A 22014-nucleotide genomic window follows, 5' to 3' on the forward strand; every position below is an offset into this window, starting at 1 on the left:
GGCTGCCATGGCTGTTTTTTCCGAGTATCGCCGCATCCTCCTCGACGGCGCCGCCGTCCAGGTCACCGTCGACGGGGACGAACTCGTCGCCGGTGACGGCCGCCGTGTCAAGATCGAGGAGGCGCGGCATCTGCCGCCGGTCGTGCCGTCCAAGGTGATCGCCGTCCATCTCAACCACCGCAGCCGCGTCGAGGAGTTCCGGATCGGGCTGCCCGACACCCCGACCTACTTCCACAAGCCGACCTCCGCCCTCAACTCCCACCGGGGCGCCGTCGTCCGGCCCGAGGGCTGCAGGTGGCTCAACTACGAGGGCGAGGTCGCCATCGTCATCGGGAGGACCGCGCGGAACGTCTCGCCTGCCGAGGCGGGGGAGTACATCGCCGGGTACACGGTCGCCAACGACTACGGGCTGCACGACTTCCGGGACACCGACGCCGGCTCCATGCTGCGGGTGAAGGGGTCGGACACGCTGTGCCCGCTGGGCCCCGGCCTGGTCACCGACTGGGACTTCCACGGCAAGCGGCTGCGCACGTACGTCAACGGCGAGGTGGTGCAGGACGGTTCGACCGACGAGATGAAGTGGGACATGCACTACCTCGTCGCCGACATCGCCCGCACCATCACCCTGTACCCGGGCGATGTGCTGCTGTCCGGTACCCCGGCCAACTCACGGCCGGTCCGGCCCGGCGACGTCGTCGAGGTCGAGGTGGAGGGCCTCGGGCGGCTCACCAACCACATCGTCACCGGGCCCACCCCCATCCGCACCGACGTCGGCGCCCAGCCCACCGAGTCCGAGGAAGTGCTGTCCACCGCGCTCGGCGGGGACTGGGAGTTCCGTGGCATCCGTGCGCCCCGCAGGTAGACACCACGGCAGGCGCCGGGACCCGGCGGGTAGGGTCGCGACCATGACCGAATCCGCCGAGACCTCGCACCTGCCGGACGACCGGCCCGATGCCCGGTCGCGCAAGCGGCTCGGCTACGGGGAGGGGCGCGAGGCGCTGCTCAAGGCCGCGGTCCGGGTCGTCGGCGCGCGAGGCCTGCGGCACCTCACCTACCGTGCCGTGGCCGAGGAGGCCGGGGTCACCCATGGCCTGGTCGTCCACCACTTCGGCTCCCGGGACGCGCTGATCGAGGAGTCCCTCGCCTACGCGGTGCGCCTCAGCCTCAGCAGCAGCCTGCTGGAGCCCGGCACCGGCAGGCCCGAGGACTTCGTGGCCGGTCTGACGGACATGGTCGAGGACGACGCGGACGGCCAGGCGTACCAGTACGAGCTGCTGCTTGAGGCCCGCCGCCGGCCCGAGCTGCTCCCGCAGGTCCGCGCGCTCTACGACGAGTACTTCGGCGCCTCCCAGCGCGAGCTGGACCGCATACTGCCCGGCGGCGCGAGCCCGGCGTTCAACCGGCTGGTCTTCGCCGCACTCGACGGCCTGGTGCTGCACCAGCTCACCGGCATCGGCGACCGCGCGGACACCGGGGCGGCACTGGAAGAGCTGCGTTCCCTCCTGCGCACCCTGGGTGAGCGGCCGCCGGAGGACCACGACTGAGCGTGCCCGGCCCGGAACCCCCCGTCGCGGTCGCGCCGGGGGGTTTGCCATGCCCTGGGATCACCGGTTTCCCTGGCGTAAATTCCCTTTCCCACCCCCTTGCCAGATGGATAGTTCCGGCCCACCATGAGGCAACTCGTTTGGCTCAAAACGAAAACTCTCCCTTCCCCTCAGCAGGTGATCCGAGTGGACAGTCAGACGGTCGACGCCTCTCCGCAGGCCGGAGCGGGCCCCCAGCCCGCGGCCACCCTCAAACGCAACGCCCTGGGTGTCCTGGGCATCCTCTTCTTCGTGCTGTCCGCCCAGGCACCGCTCACCGGTATCGCGGGCGCCGTGCCGATCGCCGTCGCCGTGGGCAACGGCGCCGGGGCACCGGCCGCCTACGCCCTCGCCGGAGCGGTGATCCTGCTGTTCTCGGTGGGCTTCGTGGCCATGGGCCGGCACGTCGTCAACGCCGGCGCCTTCTACACGTACATCGGCAAGGGGCTGGGCCGGACGACGGGCAGCGGAAGCGCCGCTGTGGCACTGTTCGCCTACTGCACGGTCCAGGCCGCGATGTACGGGCTGTACGGGTACACCGTCAGCGGGCTCGTCGAGCACTACTCCGGCCCGCACATCGCCTGGTGGGTGTGGGCCCTGGTGACCATGGTCGTGGTCCAGGTGCTGGGCGCCGCCGGCATCGAGCTGGGCGCCAAGGTCCTCGCCGTGTTCGTGCTGGCCGAGTTCAGCATCCTGCTCGCCTTCGCCCTGGTCACCTTCGTCAAGGGCGGCGGCCCCGAAGGACTCGACTTCGGCGGTACGTTCTCGCCCGGCGCCGTACTCCAGGGCGCGCCCGGCGTGGCCCTGATGTTCGCCGTCGCCTCGATGTTCGGCTTCGAGGCCACCGCCATCTACGGCGAGGAGGCCCGCGAACCCCGCAAGACCGTCCCCCGGGCCACCTACCTCTCGGTCGCCGTGGTCACCGGCTTCTTCGCCTTCGTGTCGTGGATGCTGGTCTCCTCGTACGGCCCCTCGAAGGTCACCGCGGCCGCGGGCAAGGCGCTGGCCGGCGGCGACTCCACCGTCTTCGTCTTCGCACCCATCGCCGACCAGTTCGGCGGCTGGGTCAACGACGTCCTGCCGATCCTGCTCGCCACCTCCCTCTTCGCCGGCATCCTCGCCTTCCACAACTCCGCCAACCGCTACCTGTTCTCCCTCAGCCGCGAGGGCCTGCTGCCGGGCCGGCTGCGCACCCTCAACCACCGGCACTCGCCGTGGGCCGCGGGCCTGGTCCAGACGGCGATCGCGGTGCTCCTGGTGATGCCCTTCGCCCTCGCCGGCAAGGATCCGGTCCTCACCCTCTTCTCCTGGTTCAGCGGCGTCGGAGTCCTGGCCTGCATGCTGCTGTACTTCCTGACCTCGGTCTCGGTGATCGTCTTCTTCCGCCGTGAGCGCCTCGACACCCGGCCCTGGAACACGCGGATCGCCCCGGCCCTCGGCGCCCTCGGCATCGCCGCCATGATCTGGGTGATCCTGGCCAACTTCACGACCCTCATCGGCGGCGCCACCAGCACGGCCGTCTGGCTCGTCCTCGCCGTCCCCGCCGTCCTGGGTCTCGGGGCGGGCACCGCACGGCTCGTCCACCGCCGCTGACGCACCCCGCCGGGCCCGGCCCCCGCACGGCCGGGCCCCCGCCTTCCGATTGGGAACACCATGCTGGACCTCACCCCCGACGAACTGGTCGGCCGGGCCAAGGCCCTCGACCTGCCCGCACAGCACCACATCGACGGAGTCGAGGAGCCCGGGGGCGGAGCGGCCTTCGCCGTCGTCTCCCCCCGGGACGGACAGCTCCTCACCCAGGTCGCCGACGCCGGCCAGGCCGAGGTCGACCACGCCGTGGCCGCCGCCCGCCGCGCCTTCGACGCCGGGCCCTGGCCCCGCCTGGCGCCCGCCGAGCGCGGCCGGATCCTGCTGCGCCTGGCCGAACTCCTCGAAGAACACCGGGAGGAGCTCGCCCTCACCATCACCCTGGAGATGGGCAAGCCGATCACCGAGGCGTACGCCATCGAACTGCGCGCCGCGATCACCACCTTCCGCTGGTACGGGCAGCTGGCCGACAAGCTCACCGACGAGTCCCCGCACACGGCATCCGACGCCCTCGCTCTGGTCACCCGCGAACCGACCGGCGTCGTCGGCGCGGTGGTCCCCTGGAACTTCCCGCTCACCCTGGCGAGCTGGAAGGTGGCCCCGGCGCTCGCGGCCGGCTGCACGGTCGTCCTCAAGCCCTCCGAGTCCTCGCCGCTCTCCGCCCTGCTCCTCGGCCGGATCGGCACCGAGGCCGGACTGCCGCCCGGCGTCCTCAACGTGGTCACCGGCGACGGCCCGACGGCCGGGCGGGCGATCGGCCTCCACCCCGGCGTCGACGTACTCGCCTTCACCGGCTCCACCGCCGTCGGCCGCCACTTCCTGCGCTACTCCGCCGACTCCAACCTCAAGCGGGTCTGGCTGGAGCTCGGCGGCAAGTCGCCCAACCTCATCCTCCCGGACGCCCCCGACCTGGACCGGGCCGCCGCCACCGCCGCCTGGGGGATCTTCTTCAACCAGGGCGAGATGTGCACCGCGCCCTCCCGGCTCCTGGTCCACTCCTCGATCGCCGAACGCGTCACGGACGCCATCGTGCGGCGGGCCGAGGAACTGCGGATCGGCGACCCGCTCGACCCCGCGACCGAGATGGGCGCACTCGTCGGGGAGGCGCACCTGGAGCGTGTGCAGGGGCACATCGCCGCCGGGCGTGAGCAGGGGGCCCGGCTGCGCACCGGCGGCGAACGCACCCTGGCGGAGAGCGGCGGCAGCTATCTGCGGCCGACCGTCTTCGACCGCGTCGACCCCGGTATGCGCCTGGCCCGCGAGGAGATCTTCGGCCCGGTGCTGTCCATCCTCGCCTTCGACGACCTGGACGAGGCGGTCCGGCTCGCCAACGCCACCGAGTACGGGCTCGCGGCCGGCCTGTGGACCTCCGACCTGTCCACCGCGCACCGGGTCTCCCGCGCCCTGAAGGCCGGCACGGTCTGGGTGAACTGCTACGAGGAGGGCGACCTGACCGTGCCCTTCGGCGGGATGAAGCAGTCCGGCAACGGCCGGGACAAGTCCGCGCACGCCATCGACAAGTACACCGAACTCAAGACGACCTGGATCCAGCTGTGACCCGTCCGCCCCGCCCGCTCATCGCCGTACCCGCCCGGTTCTCCGCCACCACCTCGGCGCTGCGCTTCGCCGCCGAGGTCAACGCCCGGGCCCTGATCGAGGCCGTCTGGCGGGCCGGCGGCGAACCCGCGAGCATCCACCCGGCCGACACCGACGTGCCCGGCAGGCTCGCCCTCTTCGACGGCGTGCTGCTGCCCGGGGGCGGCGACCTCGCGCCGTACCGCTACGGCGCCACCGACACCCACGACAGCGTCTACGACGTCGACGACCTCCAGGACACCTTCGACCTCCAGGTCGCCCGCCACGCACTGGAGTCGGGGGTGCCGCTGCTGGCGATCTGCCGGGGGCTCCAGGCCGTGAACGTGGCGTTGGGCGGCACGCTGGAGCAGGACATGGGCGGCCCGGACCGCACGCACCGGCACCTGCGCCACCCGGTGACCGTCCGTCCGGGGTCGCTCGTCGAGCAGGCGATGGGGGAGGAGAAGGCGGACGCCTCCTGCTACCACCACCAGCGCGTGGACCGCCTCGGCACCGGTCTCACCGTCACCGCGACCGCGGCGGACGGCACGGTCGAGGGTCTCGAACTGACCGGCGCCCGGGGTTGGTTCACCGCCGTGCAGTGGCATCCCGAGGACACTGCGCACGCGGATCCGGTGCAGCAGCGCCTGTTCGACGCGTTCGTGCGGGCGGCAGCGTCATGAAGGAGGCCTGATCAGGCGTCCTGATCAGGCCTTGGGGCGTCGCCCGCTGCGGCGTGGTGCGGGTTCGGCGCCGTCGAGCAGCTCCCGCCGCCGCTCCTCGCCGTGCTCCTCGACCTGGAGCACGACCCGCCGCAGCAGCTCCGCGAGGGTCCGGCACTCGGCGTCGCTGAGCCCGGAGGTCACGAAGGCCTCCTCCTCGTTGAACGCCGGGAACACCCGCTGCATCAGCTCCTCGCCCTTCTCGGTGAGGCTGAGCAGGACCAGGCGGCCGTCGCCCGGATGCCCGGCACGGCCGAGCAGCCCACGCGACTCCAGGGTGCGGGCCACCCCGGTGAGCGTGCCCTTGGAGATGCCGGCCTCCTCCGCCACATGCCGGGTCTCCGACTCGCCCCACACCCAGACGACCCACAGCACCACGAACGCGGTCCAGGTGAGGTCCGAGCCGCGCAGCACGGAGTTCTCCAGGTGCTGGCGCACGGCGGAGGCGGCCCGGTGGATGTTGGCCACGGCCGCCATCTGGTCCCGGCGGATCGGGATGCCGCCGAGCTTCGCCGAGGCGAGTTTCTCGGCTTCGGTGATGGACCGCTGACCGGGCACGGACGGCTCCTTCGCAAGCTTCGCCGGGGACCGCACGGCCCTGACGGTCACACGGTCGTTCGGCCTCAAATTGTACGGCCGCCGGGTTGTGGGACGGAGAAGGCGAACACAGGTAATCCCAATACATCGGATGAGTCAAGGACTTGGGTCAGGGTTGGTGATGTGAACGACGAGCTCACGGGCGTATAACGGCTCCGAGTTGACGAATTCCCGTCACTGTTGGGGTTGTTGACAGGTGCAAGTCGGGTGCCTAGGTTCCCCGATACACCCGATGTATCGATGATCCGTCAGGTATGGAGGACGATGATGACCTCGCACCCGGAGAACCGTTCACCGGTGCCCCGCAGAGCCGTACTCGGCACCGCCCTGGGCGGCGCGGCGGTCGCGGCCCTGTCCGGCACCGCCCACGCGGCACCGGCGGGAGGACCGGCCGGCGCCGGGGCCGCCGCACGCCCCTGGAAACTCCGCGACACCATGACCACCGACGGCGCCTGGGGCCGTTTCCTGCGCGGCCAGGACCTGCTGTGGGGCAGGCTGCCGACCCTCTGGTACGAGGGGCCGTTCCTCGGCGACGGGCTGCTCGGCAGCATGGTGTACCAGGAGCCGGGCGCCAACCAGATCCGCCTCACCGTCCAGCACGGCCGGGTCCAGGACCACCGGCCGGAGTTCGGCAGCGGCTGGGGTACCGCCCGTCTGCCCGTCGGGCACCTCACCCTCGAACCGGCCGGCACCATCACCGCCGTCGACTGGCGCCTCAGCCTGTGGAACGCCGAACTCACCGGCACCGTCACCACCACCGCCGGCACCCTCACCCTCGCCGCCATCGTCCACGACGAGGTCCTCGCCGTCCGCGCCACGGCCGCCGGCGGCGAGCACGTCACCTGGACCTTCCACCCCGAGGAGGCCATCAGCCCCCGCAAGATCCAGGAGTCACCGCCCGCCGGCTACACCGCCAACCCGCCCTGGACCACCCGGACCACGGCCGACGGCACCGAACAGGTCCTCCAACCTCTGACCGGCGGCGGCCAGACGGCCACCTCCTACCGCCGTACCGGCGACGAACTGCTGCTGAGCGTCGGCCACAGCTTCCCCTCCGACAGCGCCGCGGAGGCCGACTCCCGGCGGAACCTGCGGAGTGCTATGTCATACAGCACGCTCAGGCGACGCCACACCCGCTGGTGGCACGCCTTCTACCGCAAGAGCTTCGTGTCCTTCCCCGACCAGCGGCTGCAGAGCTTCCACTGGATCCAGCTCTACAAGGTCGCCTCCGCCAGCCGCGCCGACGGCCCGGTCATGGCCACCCCCGGCCCCTGGCTGGAGCCCACCCCCTGGCCCGCGGTCTGGTGGAACCTCAACGTCCAGCTCGAATACTGGCTGATCCATGGCTTCAACCACCCGGAACTGGACGCCCTCGCCACCACCCTGCGCCAGAGCCAGGAACAGCTCACCGCCAACGTGCCCGCCGCCTACCGCCCGGACAGCTCCGGCATCGGCCGCAGCTCCGACATGTTCGCCGACCGGGAGGTGGGACGACCCGGCACCGGCGCCGAGACCGGCGACCTCACCTGGGCCCTGCACAACGTCTGGCTGTCGTACCGCCACTCCATGGACAAGTCCCTCCTCCGCGACACGATCTACCCGCTGCTGCGCCGCACGATCACCTACTACTGGCACTTCCTCACCCCGGGCAGTGACGGCAGGCTGCACCTCCCGAGCACGCTCTCGCCCGAATACCCCGTCGTGCCGCCGCAGGACACCAACTACGACCTCGCCCTGATCCGCTGGGGCTGCCAGACCCTCCTCGACTCGGCCGAACTGCTCGGCGTCGACGACGAGCTGAAGCCCCGCTGGCAGGAGATTCTGGCCCGGCTCGCCCCGTACCCGGTCGACGACAACGGCTTCATGATCGGCGCCGACACCCCGTACGACCAGTCCCACCGCCACTACTCGCACCTGCTGATGGTGTACCCGCTGTACCTCGTCAACTGGGACCAGCCCGAGAATCGCGACCTGATCACGAGGTCCGTCGTGCGCTGGCACGCGCTGACCGGCGCCCACCGCGGCTACAGCTACACCGGGGCCGCCTCGATGTACGCGATGACCGGCGACGGCGACACCGCCCTCGGCTACCTGCGGAAGTTCTTCGACCCCACGACCCGCTACCCCTGCCGGGCCAACACCCACTACACCGAGGCCGGTCCGGTCATCGAGTCCCCGCTGTCCGCCTCGCAGTCCCTGCACGACATGTTCTGCCAGAGCTGGGGCGGGATCATCCGGGTCTTCCCGGCCGTCCCGACCGCCTGGGCGGACCTCACCCTGCACGACTTCCGCACCCAGGGCGCCTTCCTGGTCAGCGCGGTGCGCAAGGCGGGCAGCACCCGGTTCATCCGGATCCGCAGCCTGGCCGGCGAGCCGCTCAGGCTCCGGCACGGCCTGACCGGCCCCCTCACCGTCCTGCTCGACGACGGCACCCCGGCCCACACCCACGACCTCGGCGACGGCACCCTCGCCATCGACCTGCCCCGCGGCCGCGAGGTCCTCGTGCACGCCGGCTCCCGCCCCGACCTCGTCATCGCCCCCGTCGCCGTCAGCGAACCGGGCGCGGCGTGGGGACTGCCGTAACCACCGACCGGAAGGCAGGGTTCTCATGACCGCTCCACTCACCAGAACCGTGGCCGCCGCGCTCTGTACCGGGCTGGCGGCCACCCTCCTCGCGACCGCGACCGCGCCCGCAGGGGCCGAGCAGCAGCACCAGCCGCCGGACACCTGGGCCGTGTCCGAGGCGGCGCACGCGCCCCGCGCCCGGGTAGCCCTCGACGACACCACCGGCACCCTCAGCCTCACGGTCTCCCGCGACGGGCATACGGTCATCGAGCCGTCGCCCGTCGGAATCGTCACCCAACAGGCCGATCTCTCCCAGGGGTTGCGCTTCCTGCACCGCAAGGACCGTACGGTCGAGGAGCGTTACCGGGCGAAGTCCGGCAAGCGGCTGGACCGCCGGGTGCGCATGAACGAGACCCGGCTGTCCTTCGCCACCGCCGCCGGTGCCCGTCTGGACCTCGTGGTCCGCGCCTCCGCCGACGGCGTCGCCTACCGGTACGTGCTGCCCGCCGGGTACGGCGACGTCCTCGGCGAGACCTCCGCCTTCGAACTGCCGGCGGACGCGGGCGCCTGGCTCAGCACCTACCGGGTCGACAACGAGGGCCAGTTCAACCGGTACACCGCCGCGACCGCCCCGACCGGCGAGTACTCGGACCAGGCCCTGTTCGCCACCGACGGCGGCTACACCCTGCTCGCCGAGTCCGACCTCAGCGGCAGCTACTCCGGCGCCGGGCTCGCCCACACCCAGGGCACCGGCACGTATCGCATCAAGCTCGCCGACAGTCAGGTCCACACCGAGGGCCCGCTCACCACCCCGTGGCGGGCCATGATCACCGGCGACCTCGCCACCGTCACCCGGTCCACCTTCACCGACGACCTCGCCCCCGCGTCCAAGGTCGCCGACACCTCCTGGATCCGCCCCGGCACCGTGCTGTGGACCTGGCTGGCCGGCGGCCGCACCGCGGGGCAGAGCCTCGACGCGCAGAAGGCGTACGTCGACTACGCGGCCGCACACCACTGGCCCTACGAGGCCGTCGACTCCGGCTGGTACTTCAAGAAGGACGAGTGGGACGTCACCGACCCCGACTGGCAGACCGACAGCTGGATGCCCGAACTCGTCGACTACGCGCGGGCCAAGGGCGTCGGGATCATCGTCTGGATCCACCAGCGCGACCTCGACACCCCCGAGGAACGCGCCCAGTGGCTACCCACGCTGGAGCGCTGGGGGATCAAGGGAGTCAAGATCGACTTCATGGACTCCGAGGCGCAGTCCATGTTCCAGTGGTACGACACCATCCTCGCGGAGACCGCCGCGTACCACCTCATGGTCGACTTCCACGGCGCCACCCTGCCCAAGGGCATCCAGCGCACCTGGCCCCAGGTGATGAGCATGGAGGCCGTCGGCGGCGAGGAGAAGCGCACCAACACCGCCGCCCACCTCACCACCCTGCCCTTCACCCGCAACGTCATCGGCTCCATGGACTTCACCCCCGGCGGCTTCCAGCGCGTCGGCCTGCGCCCGGACTCGGACGCGGCCGAGGCCGGGCTCACCGTCGTCTACGAGTCGGGGCTCCAGATGTTCGCTGGCACCCCGCAGTCGTACGACCAACGGCCCCTCGCCCGGGACTTCATGGACCAGGAGCCCGCCGCCTGGGACGACACCCGCCTCCTCGCCGGCAGCCCCGGGCAGGAAGCCGTCCTCGCCCGCCGCAGCGGGGACCGCTGGTTCCTCGGCGGGGTGTACGCCGGTGCCGCCCACGCCGCCACCGTGCCGCTGACCTTCGGCCGGGGACGCTGGCTGGTGGAGACGGTCCGGGACGGCGCCGACGGACTCGTGCAGGACCGGCAAGTGCTGAGCGGCGGAGACAGGTTGAGTGTCGACGTCGTCGCCAACGGCGGTTTCGCCGGGATCGCCTGCCGCTGGCACCCGGGCGTCACCACCTGCTATCGCTGAGCGCGTACCGCCGCACGGCGGGCACTGAACAACAGCCTGAGTGTGCCCGCCGTGGACGGTGACGCCGAACCCCGCAGCACCCCCGTACCGCGGGCCAGTACCGCCTCGGCGGTCATCAGTTCGATCTCGATGAGGGCGCTCACCATCGGCCGGTGGGGCGCCGGCATCAGAGCCAGCACCTCCCGCCCCGACCGCAGATCGGTCCGAGCCCTCTCGACCTCGTGCTCCACGAGGGAGCGCAGCCCGTCGGAGGCCCGGCCCGCTTCGAGGTCCTCCACGGTGACCGAGAAGTGCTTCAGAGTCTCCGCCGGGATCCCCAGGTGCCCCTCCCGCAGGTCCTCGGCCAGGTCGTTGACGAAGTCCAGCCGCTGGCTGCCGTCGATGAGCGTGCGGCAGCCCGCCCGGAACCGCCCGTCCGTGTCGCTCTCTGGACCCAGCAGCCCGGCGATCGGCAGAAAGGCGGGCAACGAGTAGGCGTCCACATAGGCCTGGTAGTCGGCCTCGGTCGCGAAGCCGTCGAACTCCAACTCGGCGGCGGCGGTGGTCAGATACGACTCCACGACCTCCCGGTGCCGTGGATACGAGGAGACCGTGTGCAGCAGGGTGCGGATGAGCGGATCGTCACTGGTGCCGGTCTCCAGCGCGGTGCGCACCCGCCGCTCCCAGGCGGCCCAGGCCACCGCCCGATCCGGCTTCGGGCCGCTGTCCAGGAGAACGTCCCCGTGGTGCATCACGGCCGTCGCGGCCACCACATGCGGCAGCACGGCAGGCGGCAGCAGCACCCGGCAGGCCAGGTAGGCGCTGCGCCGGTACTGCCGCACCGCCCGCCGCTGGGTGCCGTAGTCCCGGCGCAGTTCCGGGTCCGTGATGCCTGCCGCGGTCAGGGTCTTGTTCCACGCGCTCACAAGATGATCGTAGAGGTACCCGCGGACAGCGGAGCCCGGCCGCCGAGGGGACTCAGGAAAGGGACTTGAGGAAGTCCAGCAGCGCCGCGTTCACCTCGTCCGGCCGCTCCTGCTGGGTCCAGTGTCCGCAGCCCGCCAGCTTGAGGGGCTCGCGCACCAGGTTGGGCATCAGGGCGGGGAGACGCTCGATGAGTTCGGGCGTGCCCGGGAACGCCGGGACCAGATCGCGGTCGCCGTAGACGTACAGCGCGGGCGGGGTGACCACGGCGCCCTGCCAGGGGGCGGTCAGTTCCCAGTTGCGATCGAGATTGCGGTACCAGTTGAGGGCGCCGGTGAAGCCGTGGGAGAAACTCTCGGTGAGGGCGTCGAGGTCCGCCTCGGTGAACCAGTGCGGCAGGGTCTCCGGATCCGGCATGTCCGCGAGCCAGCCGCGCTCGGGGTCGACCAGCGGCTGCCGGACCTCACCGGCGCCGGCGCCCTCCCCGGACGCCATGGTGAAGAACTTCCGCAGCGTGGTGCGCGGATCGCGGCCGAACTCGGCGTCGGCGACACCCGGGCGGTTGAAGTAGTTCCAGTAGAAGCGGCCGCCGAACCTCTTGTCCATCGTCTGCAGGGGCGGTTGCGCCCCGCGGAACGGCGGCGGCACGCTCAGCCCGGCCACCCCGCGCACCAGGTCGGGCCGGAGCAGCGCGGTGTGCCAGGCCACCGGCGCGCCCCAGTCGTGCCCGACGACGAAGGCCTGCTCCTCGCCCAGTTCCCGGATCAGCCCGACGACATCGCCGACCAGGTGGAAGATGCTGTACGCCGCGACGTCCTCGGGATGATCGCTGCTTCCGTACCCGCGTTGGTCGGGGGCGACCACGTGGAAGCCGGCCGCGGCCAGCGGGCCGAACTGGTGCTGCCAGGAGTGCCAGGACTCGGGGAAGCCGTGCAGCAGTACGACCAGCGGGCCGGAACCCTCCTCGGCGATGTGCAGCCGGATCCCGTTCACGTCGACCATTCGATGCTGAACCATGTGCACGAGCGTACGCGCAATGATCTTCGGCTACCCGTCCTGCCCTGCTCCGGCGGCGTCGAAGGCGTGCGTCCCCTCGGGCATGGTGCCGGGCAGCCGGGTCCGGGGCGTGACGGATCTGCCAGGCCTATTGATTGACGGGGATGCATCGGCAGGAGAGATTGACCCCATGGAGCTACGGCATCTGAAGTACTTCCTGGCGGTCGCCGACACCCGTAACTTCACCCAGGCCGCCGCCCGTTGCCATGTGGCGCAGTCGGCACTGAGCCAGCAGATCGTCCGGCTGGAGAAGGACGTCGGCGCCCCGCTGTTCAACCGCACGAGCCGGTCGGTGCGGCTCACCGCCGCCGGTGAGCTGCTGGAACCGCTGGCCCGGCGCATCCTGTCCGACGTCGACAACGCCCAGGCCGCCCTCGACGCGCTGGCCGGGCTGCACCGGGGGCGGCTGCGGCTGGGCCTGGTGCAGACGATGGCCGTGTCCTTCGACATGGTGGAGGTGGCCGCCGAGTACCGCGCCCGCTACCCCGGCATCGACCTGCGCGTGTCGAACGCGCCCAGCTCCCGGATGGCCGCCGCGGTCCTCGCCGGCACCCTCGACGTCGCCGTGGTCGGCCTCGGTGCCGGGGAGGTGCCGGAGGGACTGGACCACCGGATGCTGGGCAGCGCCCCGCTGGTCGCCGTCGTACCACGCGAGCACGCCCTCGCCGGCCGCGAGGCCATCGACCTCGCCGAACTGCCCGACAGTCACCCGCTGATCCAGTTCGCCCGCGGCAGTGGCCTGCGCCGACAGGTCGAGGCGGCCTTCGCCCGCGCGGGAGTCGAGGCGGGCCGGCACTTCGAGGTCGGCCAGATCCACGACATGATCCGGCTCGCCGTACGCGGGGTGGGCGTCACCGTCGTCCCCCGCTCCACCGTCGTCGGGCCCGGTTCCCTGCTGGGCCTCGACACCGCCGACGACCTGCCCCGCGGCGCCCGGATGCTGCGCCTGACGGACGACGAGGCCGTGCACCACATCTGCGTGGTCTACGACGGCGCCCGGCTGGCACCGGCAGGCGCGGCCTTCCTCGACGTGCTCGACCGGCACGCAACCCATCGATCGGTATGAGCGATCGCTGCGTGCGAATCCATATGTTGGACAGCGGGACCGGTTCGGCCTGAGGCTGGAGGGGACGCACCGCACGAGGCGCGCCCCCGTTCCCGACCCGAATGGACCACCATGTCGATCAAGGATGCGGTCCTGCCCGTGGTGCGTGACGCACGGGCCACCGTGCTGCCCGACCCGACCGACCGCCACGGCCCCCTGCCCCCGGTGCTGCTCGCCCTCACCGTGGTCACCGGCCTCGTGGACTCCTTCAGCTACCTGGTGCTCGGCCACGTCTTCGTCGCCAACATGACCGGCAACGTCGTCTTCTCCGGGTTCGCGATCGCGGGCGCCGCCGGCTTCTCCCTGGCCGCCTCCCTGGCCGCGCTGGCCGCCTTCGGCGCCGGCGCCCTGGTGGGCGGCCGTATCGCCCACGCATGCCGGGCCCATCGCGGCCGCGTCCTGCACCTGGCGCTCGTCCTGGAGACGGTCCTGGTCCTGGCGGCCTACGCCGTCGCCCGGTTCGACGCCCCGTTGGACGCGCCCGGCGCCCGGTACCCGCTGATCGCACTGCTCGGCCTCGCCCTGGGCATCCAGAACGCGATGGCCCGGGCCCTGGCCGTACCGGACCTGACCACGACCGTCCTGACCATGACCATCACCGGCATCGCCTCCGACAGCAGGGCCGCCGGAGGCCACGGCGGCAGGACGGGCCGCCGCGCCCTCTCGATCCTGGCGATGTTCGCCGGAGCGCTCGCCGGCACGTTCGCCGTCCGCTACAGCGACCCGTCCCTGCCGCTGCTGCTCGCCACCCTGCTGCTCGCCGGCTGCACACTGACCGCGTTCACCCTGACCCGCTCGGACGCGACCTGGACCGACCCGCTGTGAGCGACCCGCTGTGACCGGCGTGCGGATGCCGGGGCGCATGGCGGGTCCGGTCGGTCGCCGCCCCTACTTCCCTCCGGCCGCAACCCGGGTCGGCCGCCCCAGGGCCCAGAACAGGACACCGAGGAGCATGAATCCGACGAGCGGGACCAGCTCCGTGAGCAGGTACTTCCCGCGCTCGGCGTGTGTCCAGCCGTCCGGCGCGTAGTCGGCGCCGAACCAGTGGTCGCCGGCCCCGGGCGCGACCAGCTGCACGCTGGCGAAGAGGATGAGCAGGGTGAGCACCACGCTGATGACCCAGGGGAACGGCGCCCGGTACGGGCGGGGCGTGTCCGGGTACTTGCGGCGCAGGAACGGCAGCGCCGGGAAGATGCCCAGGTAGCTGACGAGGGTCGTCGACACGGCGAGCCCGAGGACCGCGCCGAAGAGCTTGGCCGCGCTGCCGTTGGTCAGCTGGTGGGCCAGGATCAGGACACCGGTCGAGACCAGGCCGCTGAGGATGTTCACCCGCACCGGGGTGCCGAACCGGCTGGAGATCACGCCGAGGAAGCGGGGCGCCGCGCCGTCGTAGCCGGAGACGGCCAGGGCACGGTCCGAGCCCATGATCCAGGTGACGCCGGAGGACAGCACCGTGAGGATGAACATGATCGCGGCGAGGTCCCCGAGCACGGTGCCGAACCCGCTGAGCGTGGGCGTACCGTCGGCGGCGACGTGGCCGCCGTACACCGTGAAGACCTGCCGGATCGCGTCGACGAAGCCGCCGAGGCCGGTGATCGCCTTGACCGGCAGGACGAGCAGGATGCCGAGGATCGGCAGCGCGTACAGCAGGACCGAGATGACCGCGCTGCGGAAGATGCCGTAGGGGACGTCCTTCTGCGCGTTCGTCATCTCGTCGCCGGCCGTGTTGGGCAGCTCGAAACCGACGTAGTTGAACATCAGGACCGGCACCAGGCCGACGAATCCCGCGTAGGTCGGCGAGAAATCGCCGATCCCGAAGCCGTGCAGCCCGTGCTGGATGCCGTAGAACACGACCGTGACGGTGAACAGGCCGAGCAGCACGAACCGGCTCCAGGCGCCGATGGTCGGGATCCACTTGCCGACGTCGAAGGAGAGGATCGCGGCGAGCACGCCCACCCAGACGAAGACGAGGGTGAAGACGTAGAAGGCGGGGGTGCTCAGATCCTTCCCGTCGTTGAAGAAGGTGGTGTACGCCGTGACGGCGGAGACGGCGAGGGTGCCGCCCAGCCACACCGGGTTGGTGATCCAGTACAGGAAGTTGTTGACGGCACCGGCCAGCCGCCCGAAGGCCCGGCTGGTCCAGATGTAGGGGCCGCCCTCGTCGGGGAAGGCGGCCCCGAGCTCGGCGATCAGCAGCGCGGAGGGCACGAAGAACACCACGGCCAGCACGATCAGCCAGGTGAACGCCTCGGCACCGGAGGACGCCACGGCGCCGATGGTGTCCACCCCGACGATGGTGCACAGCAGGAAGAACAGGATGTCGAAGCGGCCGAAGTGCTTGCGCAGCTTCTGCCGCTCCTCCTGGGCAGCGGCCGGCGCGTCGACCGGCTCGGATGCGATGGGGCCAGCGGTCACCTATTGCTCCAGCGTGCTCGGGTGAGGGGCGGAATTCGGCCAATGATCCGCCGCACCGCACAAGCACACAAGCGCCCGGACCCAAGTCGTGACCATCGCCCCGGCACTCACAGCCGCCGGAAACCTCCGGGAAATCCCCAGGGAACAGGAACCACCCGCCCCTGCCTCCCGGCGCCGGTCAGGGCGTCGAGGGGCGGGTCTCCGTCCAGTCGACCAGCAGGCGGCGCTCGGCGAACAGCCACTCCCCGTCCTGCTTGACGAACTCGTCGAGATAGCGGATCGACGCGATCATCAGGGTGCGCCGACCGTCGTCCGCCACCGAGAGGTGGTGTGCCAGGCAGTAGCTCTCGCCGGTCGCGCGGTCCCCGTCCAGGGAGACGGTGCTCTGGCCGTTGAAGTGGGTCGTCGTCCGGTACGTGTTGAGGTTGTCGAACACGGGGGCCAGGGAGTCGCGGCCGTGCAGTTCCTGCGTCGGCTGTGCCGCCGTGGCGTCCATGAACACCAGGAAGCGTGTGTCCTCGGTGAACAGGCTCATCTGGCCCTTGGCGTCCCGCCGGTCCGCGCAGTGGGCGTAGGCGTCGATCAGCTCGCGGATGGCCAGCCGGTCGGCGGCCTCCTGCGGGGAGACAGAGGTGTGGGCGGCCATGAGGGGTTCCTCCCGCTTTGCCGCACCCGTCTATTTGACAGGTGTCTATTTAACGGAGGTATAAAAGCACTGCCGGTGTGGCCACGCAACGGCTTCGCACAGGATGGCCAGGAGGGCAGTGCTCTGAACGACCGGATCGATCCGCGCATCACCCGAACGGTCCGCGCCTTCGAGCAGGCCGTCGTGGAGCTGGCCTCGGAGCGTCCCGTCTCCCAGATCACCGTCGCCGAGCTCGCCGACCGGGCCGGTGTCACCCGGGCGACCTTCTACAACCGTTACAGCACCCCGCTGGACCCGCTCATCCAGGTTCTCTACGACGACCTGGAACGCGCCCACCGCGAGGAGGACGCGCTGCGGGCCCAGGGCGGACACTCCGCCCAGGAACTGCTCCGGCTCGCCACCGCCGGGGTCGCCGACCACGTCGAACGGTTCATGGACGTCTACCGGAACTCCCTGGCCGACCCCGCGGACAGCGGTGTCTACGAGGCACTCGTACGGCACTTCGGCGAGTACACCCTGGCGTTCCTGTCCCGCGCCGGGCAGTCCGGCCGCCCCGGCGCCGACCGCCAGATCATCGCCCAGTTCATGGCCCACGGGTTCGCCGGGGCCATCAAGGCCTGGCTCGACGACCCGTCCGTCACCAAGGACGACCTGGTCGACGCGGCCGTGGCCTGCGCCCCCGCCTGGTGGACGTCCGGCCTCGCACCGGACGCCGCCTCCCAGCAACGGAGAACCTCGTGAACGTCGTCGTGTTCGGTGCGTCCGGCATGGTCGGACAAGGCGTCCTGCGCGCCTGCCTCCTGGACCCCACGGTCGGCAGTGTCCTGGTGGTGGGCCGCCGCCCGCTCGGCATCACCCACCCGAAACTGACCGAGGTCCTTCACGACGACTTCACCGACCTGTCCGCCATCGGCGACCGGCTGGCCGGCCTGGACGCCTGCTTCTACTGCCTCGGCGTCTCCTCCGCCGGCCTGAGCGAGGCGGAGTACACCCGCGTGAGCTACGACTTCACGCTCGCCGCCGCCCACGCGGTGCTCGTCGGCAGTCCCGGACCGACCTTCACCTACGTCTCCGGCGAGGGCACCGACAGCACCGAAAAGGGCCGCACCATGTGGGCGCGCGTGAAGGGCCGCACCGAGAACGCACTGCTCGCCCTGCCGATGAACGCGTACATGTTCCGCCCGGGCTACATCCAGCCCCGCCACGGAGCGGTCTCCCGCACCCGCTCCTATCGCGTCATGTACACCCTCACCTCCTGGTGCTACCCCCTGCTGCACCGCCTCGTCCCCGCCCACACCACGACCACCGAACACCTGGGCCGCGCCATGCTGGCGGTGACCCGCCCGGGCGTGACCGAGAGCAGGGTGCTGTACAGCAAGGACATCAACCGCCTGGGCGCCTGACGGTTCACTGCCGTACCGAGGGCCCGGCCCGCCGTGCGGCCACGAGCATGACGACCAGGGCGGCCAGCGCGAGCGCGGCACCGGTGTAGAGCGGTGCCGTGTAGCCGAGGCCCGCAGTGATGGCCAGGCCGCCGAGCCAGGCGCCGAGGGCGTTGCCGACGTTGGACGCGGACACGTTGGCACTCGCGGCCAGCGCCGCCCCGCGGGCGGCGTCGGTCACCCTGGTGATCATGCCGGGTACGGCGGCGAACCCGGTCACCCCCATCAGGAACACCAGCACCACCGACGCCACGGCACTGCCGGCCAGCAGCCCGAACAGGGTCAGGGTGACGGTCAGTCCGAGGAGCGCGAGGACCAGGGCGCGGTCCCGGTCGCGGTCGGCCGCCCGGCCGCCGACCAGGTTCCCGACCACCAGACCGACGCCGTACACCATCAGCAACCAGGCGACATCCGCCGAGGAGAACCCGCCGACCTCGGTGAAGGTGTACGCGATGTAGCTGAACGCCCCGAACATCCCGCCGTAGCCGAGCGCGGTGGCCGCCAGCGTGAGCCAGACCTGCGCGGACCGGAACGCACGGAGCTGCTCCCGCAGGCCGCCGGGTGCCCCTCGCTCCGTCTCCGCGGCCGCCCGGCCGGGGACGAGGGCGACGATGCCGGCCAGCGCCAGCACACCGATCGCGGTGACGGCCCAGAAGGCCGCCCGCCAGCCCCAGCGCTCGCCCACCAGCGCACCGAACGGCACACCCAGGACGTTCGCGAGCGTCAGCCCGGCGAACATCACCGCCACCGCGCGGGACTTGCGCTCCGGCGCGACCAGACCACGGGCGACGAGCGAGCCGATGCCGAAGAACGAGCCGTGGCACAGGGCGGCGACGATCCGCCCGAGCAGCATCACGGAGTAGGTGGGCGCGACCGCGGACAGCAGGTTCCCGACGACGAACAGCGCCACCAGGCCGACCAGGACCTGCTTGCGGGGCAGCCGCGCCGTCGCCGCGGTGAGCGCGATCGCGCCGACGGCGACACTCAGCGCGTATCCGGAGATCAGCCGGCCCGCGGTCGCCTCGGACACCGCGAAACCCGCCGCGACCTGCGGCAGCAGCCCGGCGATCAGGAACTCGGTGAGCCCGATGCCGAACCCGCCGAGGGCCAGCGCGATCAGGCCGCTCGGCATCCGTCGCGCCCCGAATCCACCCATGGACCGACCCTCACCGCTGACGGCGGCCCCGTCCATGGACAAAGATCGACGGGGCTTGGACGAATCAACGGGGCACGGTCGCGCTTCGGTTGCCCGTTCGTACCAACTCGGCCAGTGGACAAGGCAGTTGACTCTGACGAGCGTCGTGACCGCGGCGACGCCGTCGTAGCCTGGCGAGGTTTGTCGATCACAGCCGATCGCAGCCGATCGCAGGTGCGCCACCTCGGAAAGAGAGTGGAATTCCCATGATTGCCGTGCCGCCGTTCTACTGTCCGATACCTTCCGCGGAATCCCCCCACACCGCGGCCGCCGAACGCACGGTCGTGGAGTGGCTCGACAAGTTCGAGCTCTTCGAAAGCCCCACCCAGCGCGACTACTTCGCCCGCTCGCACTTCCCGGCCTTCCCCGGACGGTCCCTGCCGGACGCCGACGCGGAACTGCTGGTGCTCCCCGGCAAGGAGGTGATGTGGCTCCAGTCGTTCGACGACGTGCACAGCGACGAGAAGCCGGGCGCCACCCCGCCCGAGGAGTACATCCCGCTGCTGGCCGGGCTGACCAGGATCATGGAGGACCCGCAGGCCCCGCTGCTGCCGGACAACCCGTGGGCACACGCCCTGCGCGACCTGCGGCTCGACGTCGGCGAGCGGGCCACGGACGTCCAGACCGAACGCTGGGTGCAGGCCAACGTCGAGTACTTCGACGGGCTGCTCTGGGAGGCCGTCAACCGTGCGGAGGGGCGGATCCCGTCCCTCGACGACTACGTGGCCATGTGGCTGAAGCAGTCCGGGGTCTACCCCTGCATCGTCTTCACGGACATCGCCTGCGGCTACGAGGTGCCCGCCGCCGACTGGGCCGCCCCCCGGGCCCGCACCCTGCGCGAGATGACCTCGGTCCTCATCGGCTGGGACAACGACCTGACCTCGTACGACAAGGAGGTCGCCCGCGCCGCCGAGCGGAACTTCCCCGTGGTGCAGAACCTGGTGTCGGTGCTGGCGGCGCAGTACGCCCTGCCGGAGGCGGAGGCCGTCGCACTCGCCGGGGCGATGCGGGACCGTGCGATGGCGAGGTTCCTGGCACTGCGGGACGAGACGGTGGCCACCGGCGGTCCCGAACTCGCCCGGTACGCCATGGGGTTGGGCCAGTGGATCCGCGGCTACCTCGACTACAGCGGCCGCTCCCCGCGCTACACCGACCCCACCAACCCGGACGACGCGGCCGTGGCCGATCCGGCCCGCCCCGGCTGGACGGTGGCCGACACCCCCGGGCCCGGCGCCGTCCGTACCGACCTGCCGGCCCTGGCCTGCATCGACTCCTGGTGGGCGTGATCGACATGACGCAGTCACTGAACACGCGTGAGCAGACGTCGGCCGGCTTCCGTCCGGTGCCGGTGGCGCCCGGCCGGCTGCCGCTGCTGGGGCACGCCGTACCGCTGTTCCGCCGCCCGCTGCACTTCCTGCGCTCGCTGCGACAGGTCGGCGAGCTGGTCCGGGTGGACATCGGCGCACTGCCGATGGTGATGATCACCGACGCCGGGCTGACCCGGCAGGTGCTCACCGACAGCCGCACCTTCGACAAGGGCGGCGCCCTGTTCGACAAGGTGCGGGAACTGACCGGGGACTCCCTCCTCACCAGCCGGTTCGAGACGCACCGGCGGCAACGCCGGCTGATGCAGCCCGCGTTCGGCCGCGCCCGGGTCCAGACCTACGCCAAGGTCATGAACTCCATGATCGACGCCGTCCTGGGGGAGTGGGAGGAGGGTTCGGTGATCGACGTCGCGGCCGCGACGTACGACATCACCTCGCGTACGGCGGCCCGCACCATGTTCGCCGCCGACGTCGCCGGACCGGCGGCCGCACGGGTCGTGGCAGCCCTCTCCGTCTACCTGCACGGGCTGTTCCTCCGCATGATGGAACCCACCGGAGCGCTCGGCCGGGTGCCCACCCCGGGCAACCTCCGGTACGAGCGGGGCGTGCGACTGCTGCACTCCTCGGTCGACGAGATCATCGAGGCGTACCGGGCCTCCGGCGAGGACCACGGGGACCTGCTGTCCATGCTGCTGGCCGCCGGCGATGACGACGACGGCGAGCGACTGAGCCCGCAGGAGATCCACGACCAGGTGATCACCCTGTTCCTGGCCGGGATCGAGACGACGGCCGCCGCCCTCTCCTGGTCGCTGTACCTGCTCGGCACCCACCCCGAGGCCGCCGAACGGCTGCGGACCGAGGTGGACTCGGTGCTCGGCGGCCGCTCCGCCGACTGGGCGGACATCGGCTCGCTCCCGGAGACCCGACGGGTGATCACCGAGGCGCTGCGGATGTACCCACCGGGCTGGATCTTCACCCGGGTCACCACGGCGGAGGTGGAACTGGGCCCGCACCTGCTGCCCGCGGGCACCGGCCTCGCCTACAGCCCCTACCTGCTCCACCACGACCCCGAGGTGTTCGCCGACCCCGACCGGTTCGACCCGGACCGGTGGCTGCCGGAGCGGGCCGCGGCTGTGTCGAAGGACGCGTTCGTGCCCTTCGGCGGCGGTGTCCACAAGTGCATCGGCGACACGTTCGGGATGACCGAGGCGACCCTGGCGCTGGCGACGATCGCGGCCCGCTGGACCCTGACCCCGGAGTTCCAGGGCCCGGTCGAACCGGCGCCACGGCGTGCCACGCTCAGCCCGGCCCGACTCCCGATGCGGGTGACCAGACGGCCGTAGCAGC

The 22014-nt window shown here is 71.4% G+C and carries 19 protein-coding genes; 13 read left to right on the top strand and 6 right to left on the bottom strand.

Features of this window, described 5'->3' with window-relative positions; genetic code table 11:
- Positions 1-7: 7 nt before the first annotated feature.
- The 5 genes from SSP29_RS35355 (at position 8) to SSP29_RS35375 (ending at position 5428) form a co-directional block, all read left to right on the top strand.
- Positions 8-862, top strand: a complete 855-nt coding sequence (locus tag SSP29_RS35355) for a fumarylacetoacetate hydrolase family protein (RefSeq protein WP_089104967.1) — start codon at positions 8-10, stop codon at positions 860-862.
- Positions 863-905: 43 nt separating this feature from the next.
- On the top strand, positions 906-1544 hold the full coding sequence (locus SSP29_RS35360; protein WP_089104968.1) for a TetR/AcrR family transcriptional regulator: 639 nt from the start codon (positions 906-908) through the stop codon (positions 1542-1544).
- A gap of 186 nt (positions 1545-1730) precedes the next feature.
- Positions 1731-3176, top strand: coding sequence for an APC family permease (locus tag SSP29_RS35365; protein ID WP_438363830.1), 1446 nt, complete (start codon positions 1731-1733; stop codon positions 3174-3176).
- 60 nt (positions 3177-3236) lie between these two features.
- Positions 3237-4727, top strand: a complete 1491-nt coding sequence (locus SSP29_RS35370) for an aldehyde dehydrogenase (RefSeq protein ID WP_089104970.1) — start codon at positions 3237-3239, stop codon at positions 4725-4727.
- A complete protein-coding gene (locus tag SSP29_RS35375; protein WP_089104971.1) occupies positions 4724-5428 on the top strand; it encodes a gamma-glutamyl-gamma-aminobutyrate hydrolase family protein in 705 nt (234 codons plus the stop codon). The genes SSP29_RS35370 and SSP29_RS35375 overlap by 4 nt, the downstream gene beginning before the upstream one ends.
- Positions 5429-5452: 24 nt before the next feature.
- Here SSP29_RS35375 and SSP29_RS35380 read toward each other — a convergent pair whose 3' ends face one another.
- Complete coding sequence (locus SSP29_RS35380; RefSeq protein ID WP_089104972.1) at positions 5453-6025, bottom strand: MarR family winged helix-turn-helix transcriptional regulator; 573 nt, start codon at positions 6023-6025, stop codon at positions 5453-5455.
- A gap of 306 nt (positions 6026-6331) precedes the next feature.
- Between SSP29_RS35380 and SSP29_RS35385 the strand changes: the two genes are divergently transcribed.
- Positions 6332-8647: a glycosyl hydrolase family 95 catalytic domain-containing protein gene (locus SSP29_RS35385; protein ID WP_089104973.1), complete on the top strand. Its 2316-nt coding sequence runs from the start codon at positions 6332-6334 to the stop codon at positions 8645-8647.
- A 25-nt stretch (positions 8648-8672) separates the two neighbouring features.
- Positions 8673-10580 carry a glycoside hydrolase family 97 protein gene (locus tag SSP29_RS35390; protein ID WP_150135520.1) on the top strand — a complete coding sequence of 636 codons (1908 nt, stop codon included), beginning with the start codon at positions 8673-8675 and terminating at the stop codon, positions 10578-10580.
- On the opposite strand, the gene SSP29_RS35395 is transcribed toward SSP29_RS35390, so the two are convergent.
- Both SSP29_RS35395 and SSP29_RS35400 read right to left on the bottom strand, forming a co-directional pair.
- A complete protein-coding gene (locus tag SSP29_RS35395; RefSeq protein ID WP_089104974.1) occupies positions 10571-11485 on the bottom strand; it encodes a squalene/phytoene synthase family protein in 915 nt (304 codons plus the stop codon). The two genes, SSP29_RS35390 and SSP29_RS35395, sit on opposite strands and share 10 nt — an antisense overlap.
- Before the next feature lie 52 nt (positions 11486-11537).
- Positions 11538-12500: an alpha/beta fold hydrolase gene (locus SSP29_RS35400; RefSeq protein ID WP_089105067.1), complete on the bottom strand. Its 963-nt coding sequence runs from the start codon at positions 12498-12500 to the stop codon at positions 11538-11540.
- 169 nt (positions 12501-12669) lie between these two features.
- Here SSP29_RS35400 and SSP29_RS35405 point away from each other — a divergent pair, with 169 nt between their 5' ends.
- Entirely contained in the window at positions 12670-13605 is a 936-nt protein-coding gene (locus SSP29_RS35405) for a LysR family transcriptional regulator (protein WP_089104975.1), read from the top strand.
- 111 nt (positions 13606-13716) lie between these two features.
- Entirely contained in the window at positions 13717-14469 is a 753-nt protein-coding gene (locus tag SSP29_RS35410) for a YoaK family protein (RefSeq protein ID WP_089104976.1), read from the top strand.
- Between the two features lie 63 nt (positions 14470-14532).
- Here the strand turns inward: SSP29_RS35410 and SSP29_RS35415 are convergent, their stop codons facing one another.
- Together SSP29_RS35415 and SSP29_RS35420 are read right to left on the bottom strand one after the other, a co-directional pair.
- Complete coding sequence (locus SSP29_RS35415; protein WP_089104977.1) at positions 14533-16059, bottom strand: APC family permease; 1527 nt, start codon at positions 16057-16059, stop codon at positions 14533-14535.
- Positions 16060-16237: 178 nt separating this feature from the next.
- Complete coding sequence (locus tag SSP29_RS35420; RefSeq protein WP_089104978.1) at positions 16238-16705, bottom strand: nuclear transport factor 2 family protein; 468 nt, start codon at positions 16703-16705, stop codon at positions 16238-16240.
- A 75-nt stretch (positions 16706-16780) separates the two neighbouring features.
- Here SSP29_RS35420 and SSP29_RS35425 point away from each other — a divergent pair, with 75 nt between their 5' ends.
- Both SSP29_RS35425 and SSP29_RS35430 read left to right on the top strand, forming a co-directional pair.
- Positions 16781-17446: a TetR/AcrR family transcriptional regulator gene (locus tag SSP29_RS35425; protein WP_089104979.1), complete on the top strand. Its 666-nt coding sequence runs from the start codon at positions 16781-16783 to the stop codon at positions 17444-17446.
- On the top strand, positions 17443-18108 hold the full coding sequence (locus SSP29_RS35430; protein WP_089104980.1) for a Rossmann-fold NAD(P)-binding domain-containing protein: 666 nt from the start codon (positions 17443-17445) through the stop codon (positions 18106-18108). Before SSP29_RS35425 ends, SSP29_RS35430 begins: the two co-directional genes overlap by 4 nt.
- A 4-nt stretch (positions 18109-18112) precedes the next feature.
- On the opposite strand, the gene SSP29_RS35435 is transcribed toward SSP29_RS35430, so the two are convergent.
- Positions 18113-19279 (bottom strand): MFS transporter, encoded by a 1167-nt coding sequence (locus tag SSP29_RS35435; protein WP_089104981.1) that lies wholly within the window; start codon positions 19277-19279, stop codon positions 18113-18115.
- Positions 19280-19548: 269 nt separating this feature from the next.
- On the opposite strand from SSP29_RS35435, the gene SSP29_RS35440 reads away from it, so the two are divergent.
- Positions 19549-20628 (top strand): terpene synthase family protein, encoded by a 1080-nt coding sequence (locus SSP29_RS35440; protein WP_089104982.1) that lies wholly within the window; start codon positions 19549-19551, stop codon positions 20626-20628.
- Between the two features lie 5 nt (positions 20629-20633).
- Positions 20634-22010, top strand: coding sequence for a cytochrome P450 (locus SSP29_RS35445; protein WP_145968986.1), 1377 nt, complete (start codon positions 20634-20636; stop codon positions 22008-22010).
- The last annotated feature ends 4 nt before the right edge of the window (positions 22011-22014 follow it).

Origin of the sequence: Streptomyces hyaluromycini, assembly GCF_002217755.1 — a bacterium.
GTDB classification, from domain to species: domain Bacteria; phylum Actinomycetota; class Actinomycetes; order Streptomycetales; family Streptomycetaceae; genus Streptomyces; species Streptomyces hyaluromycini.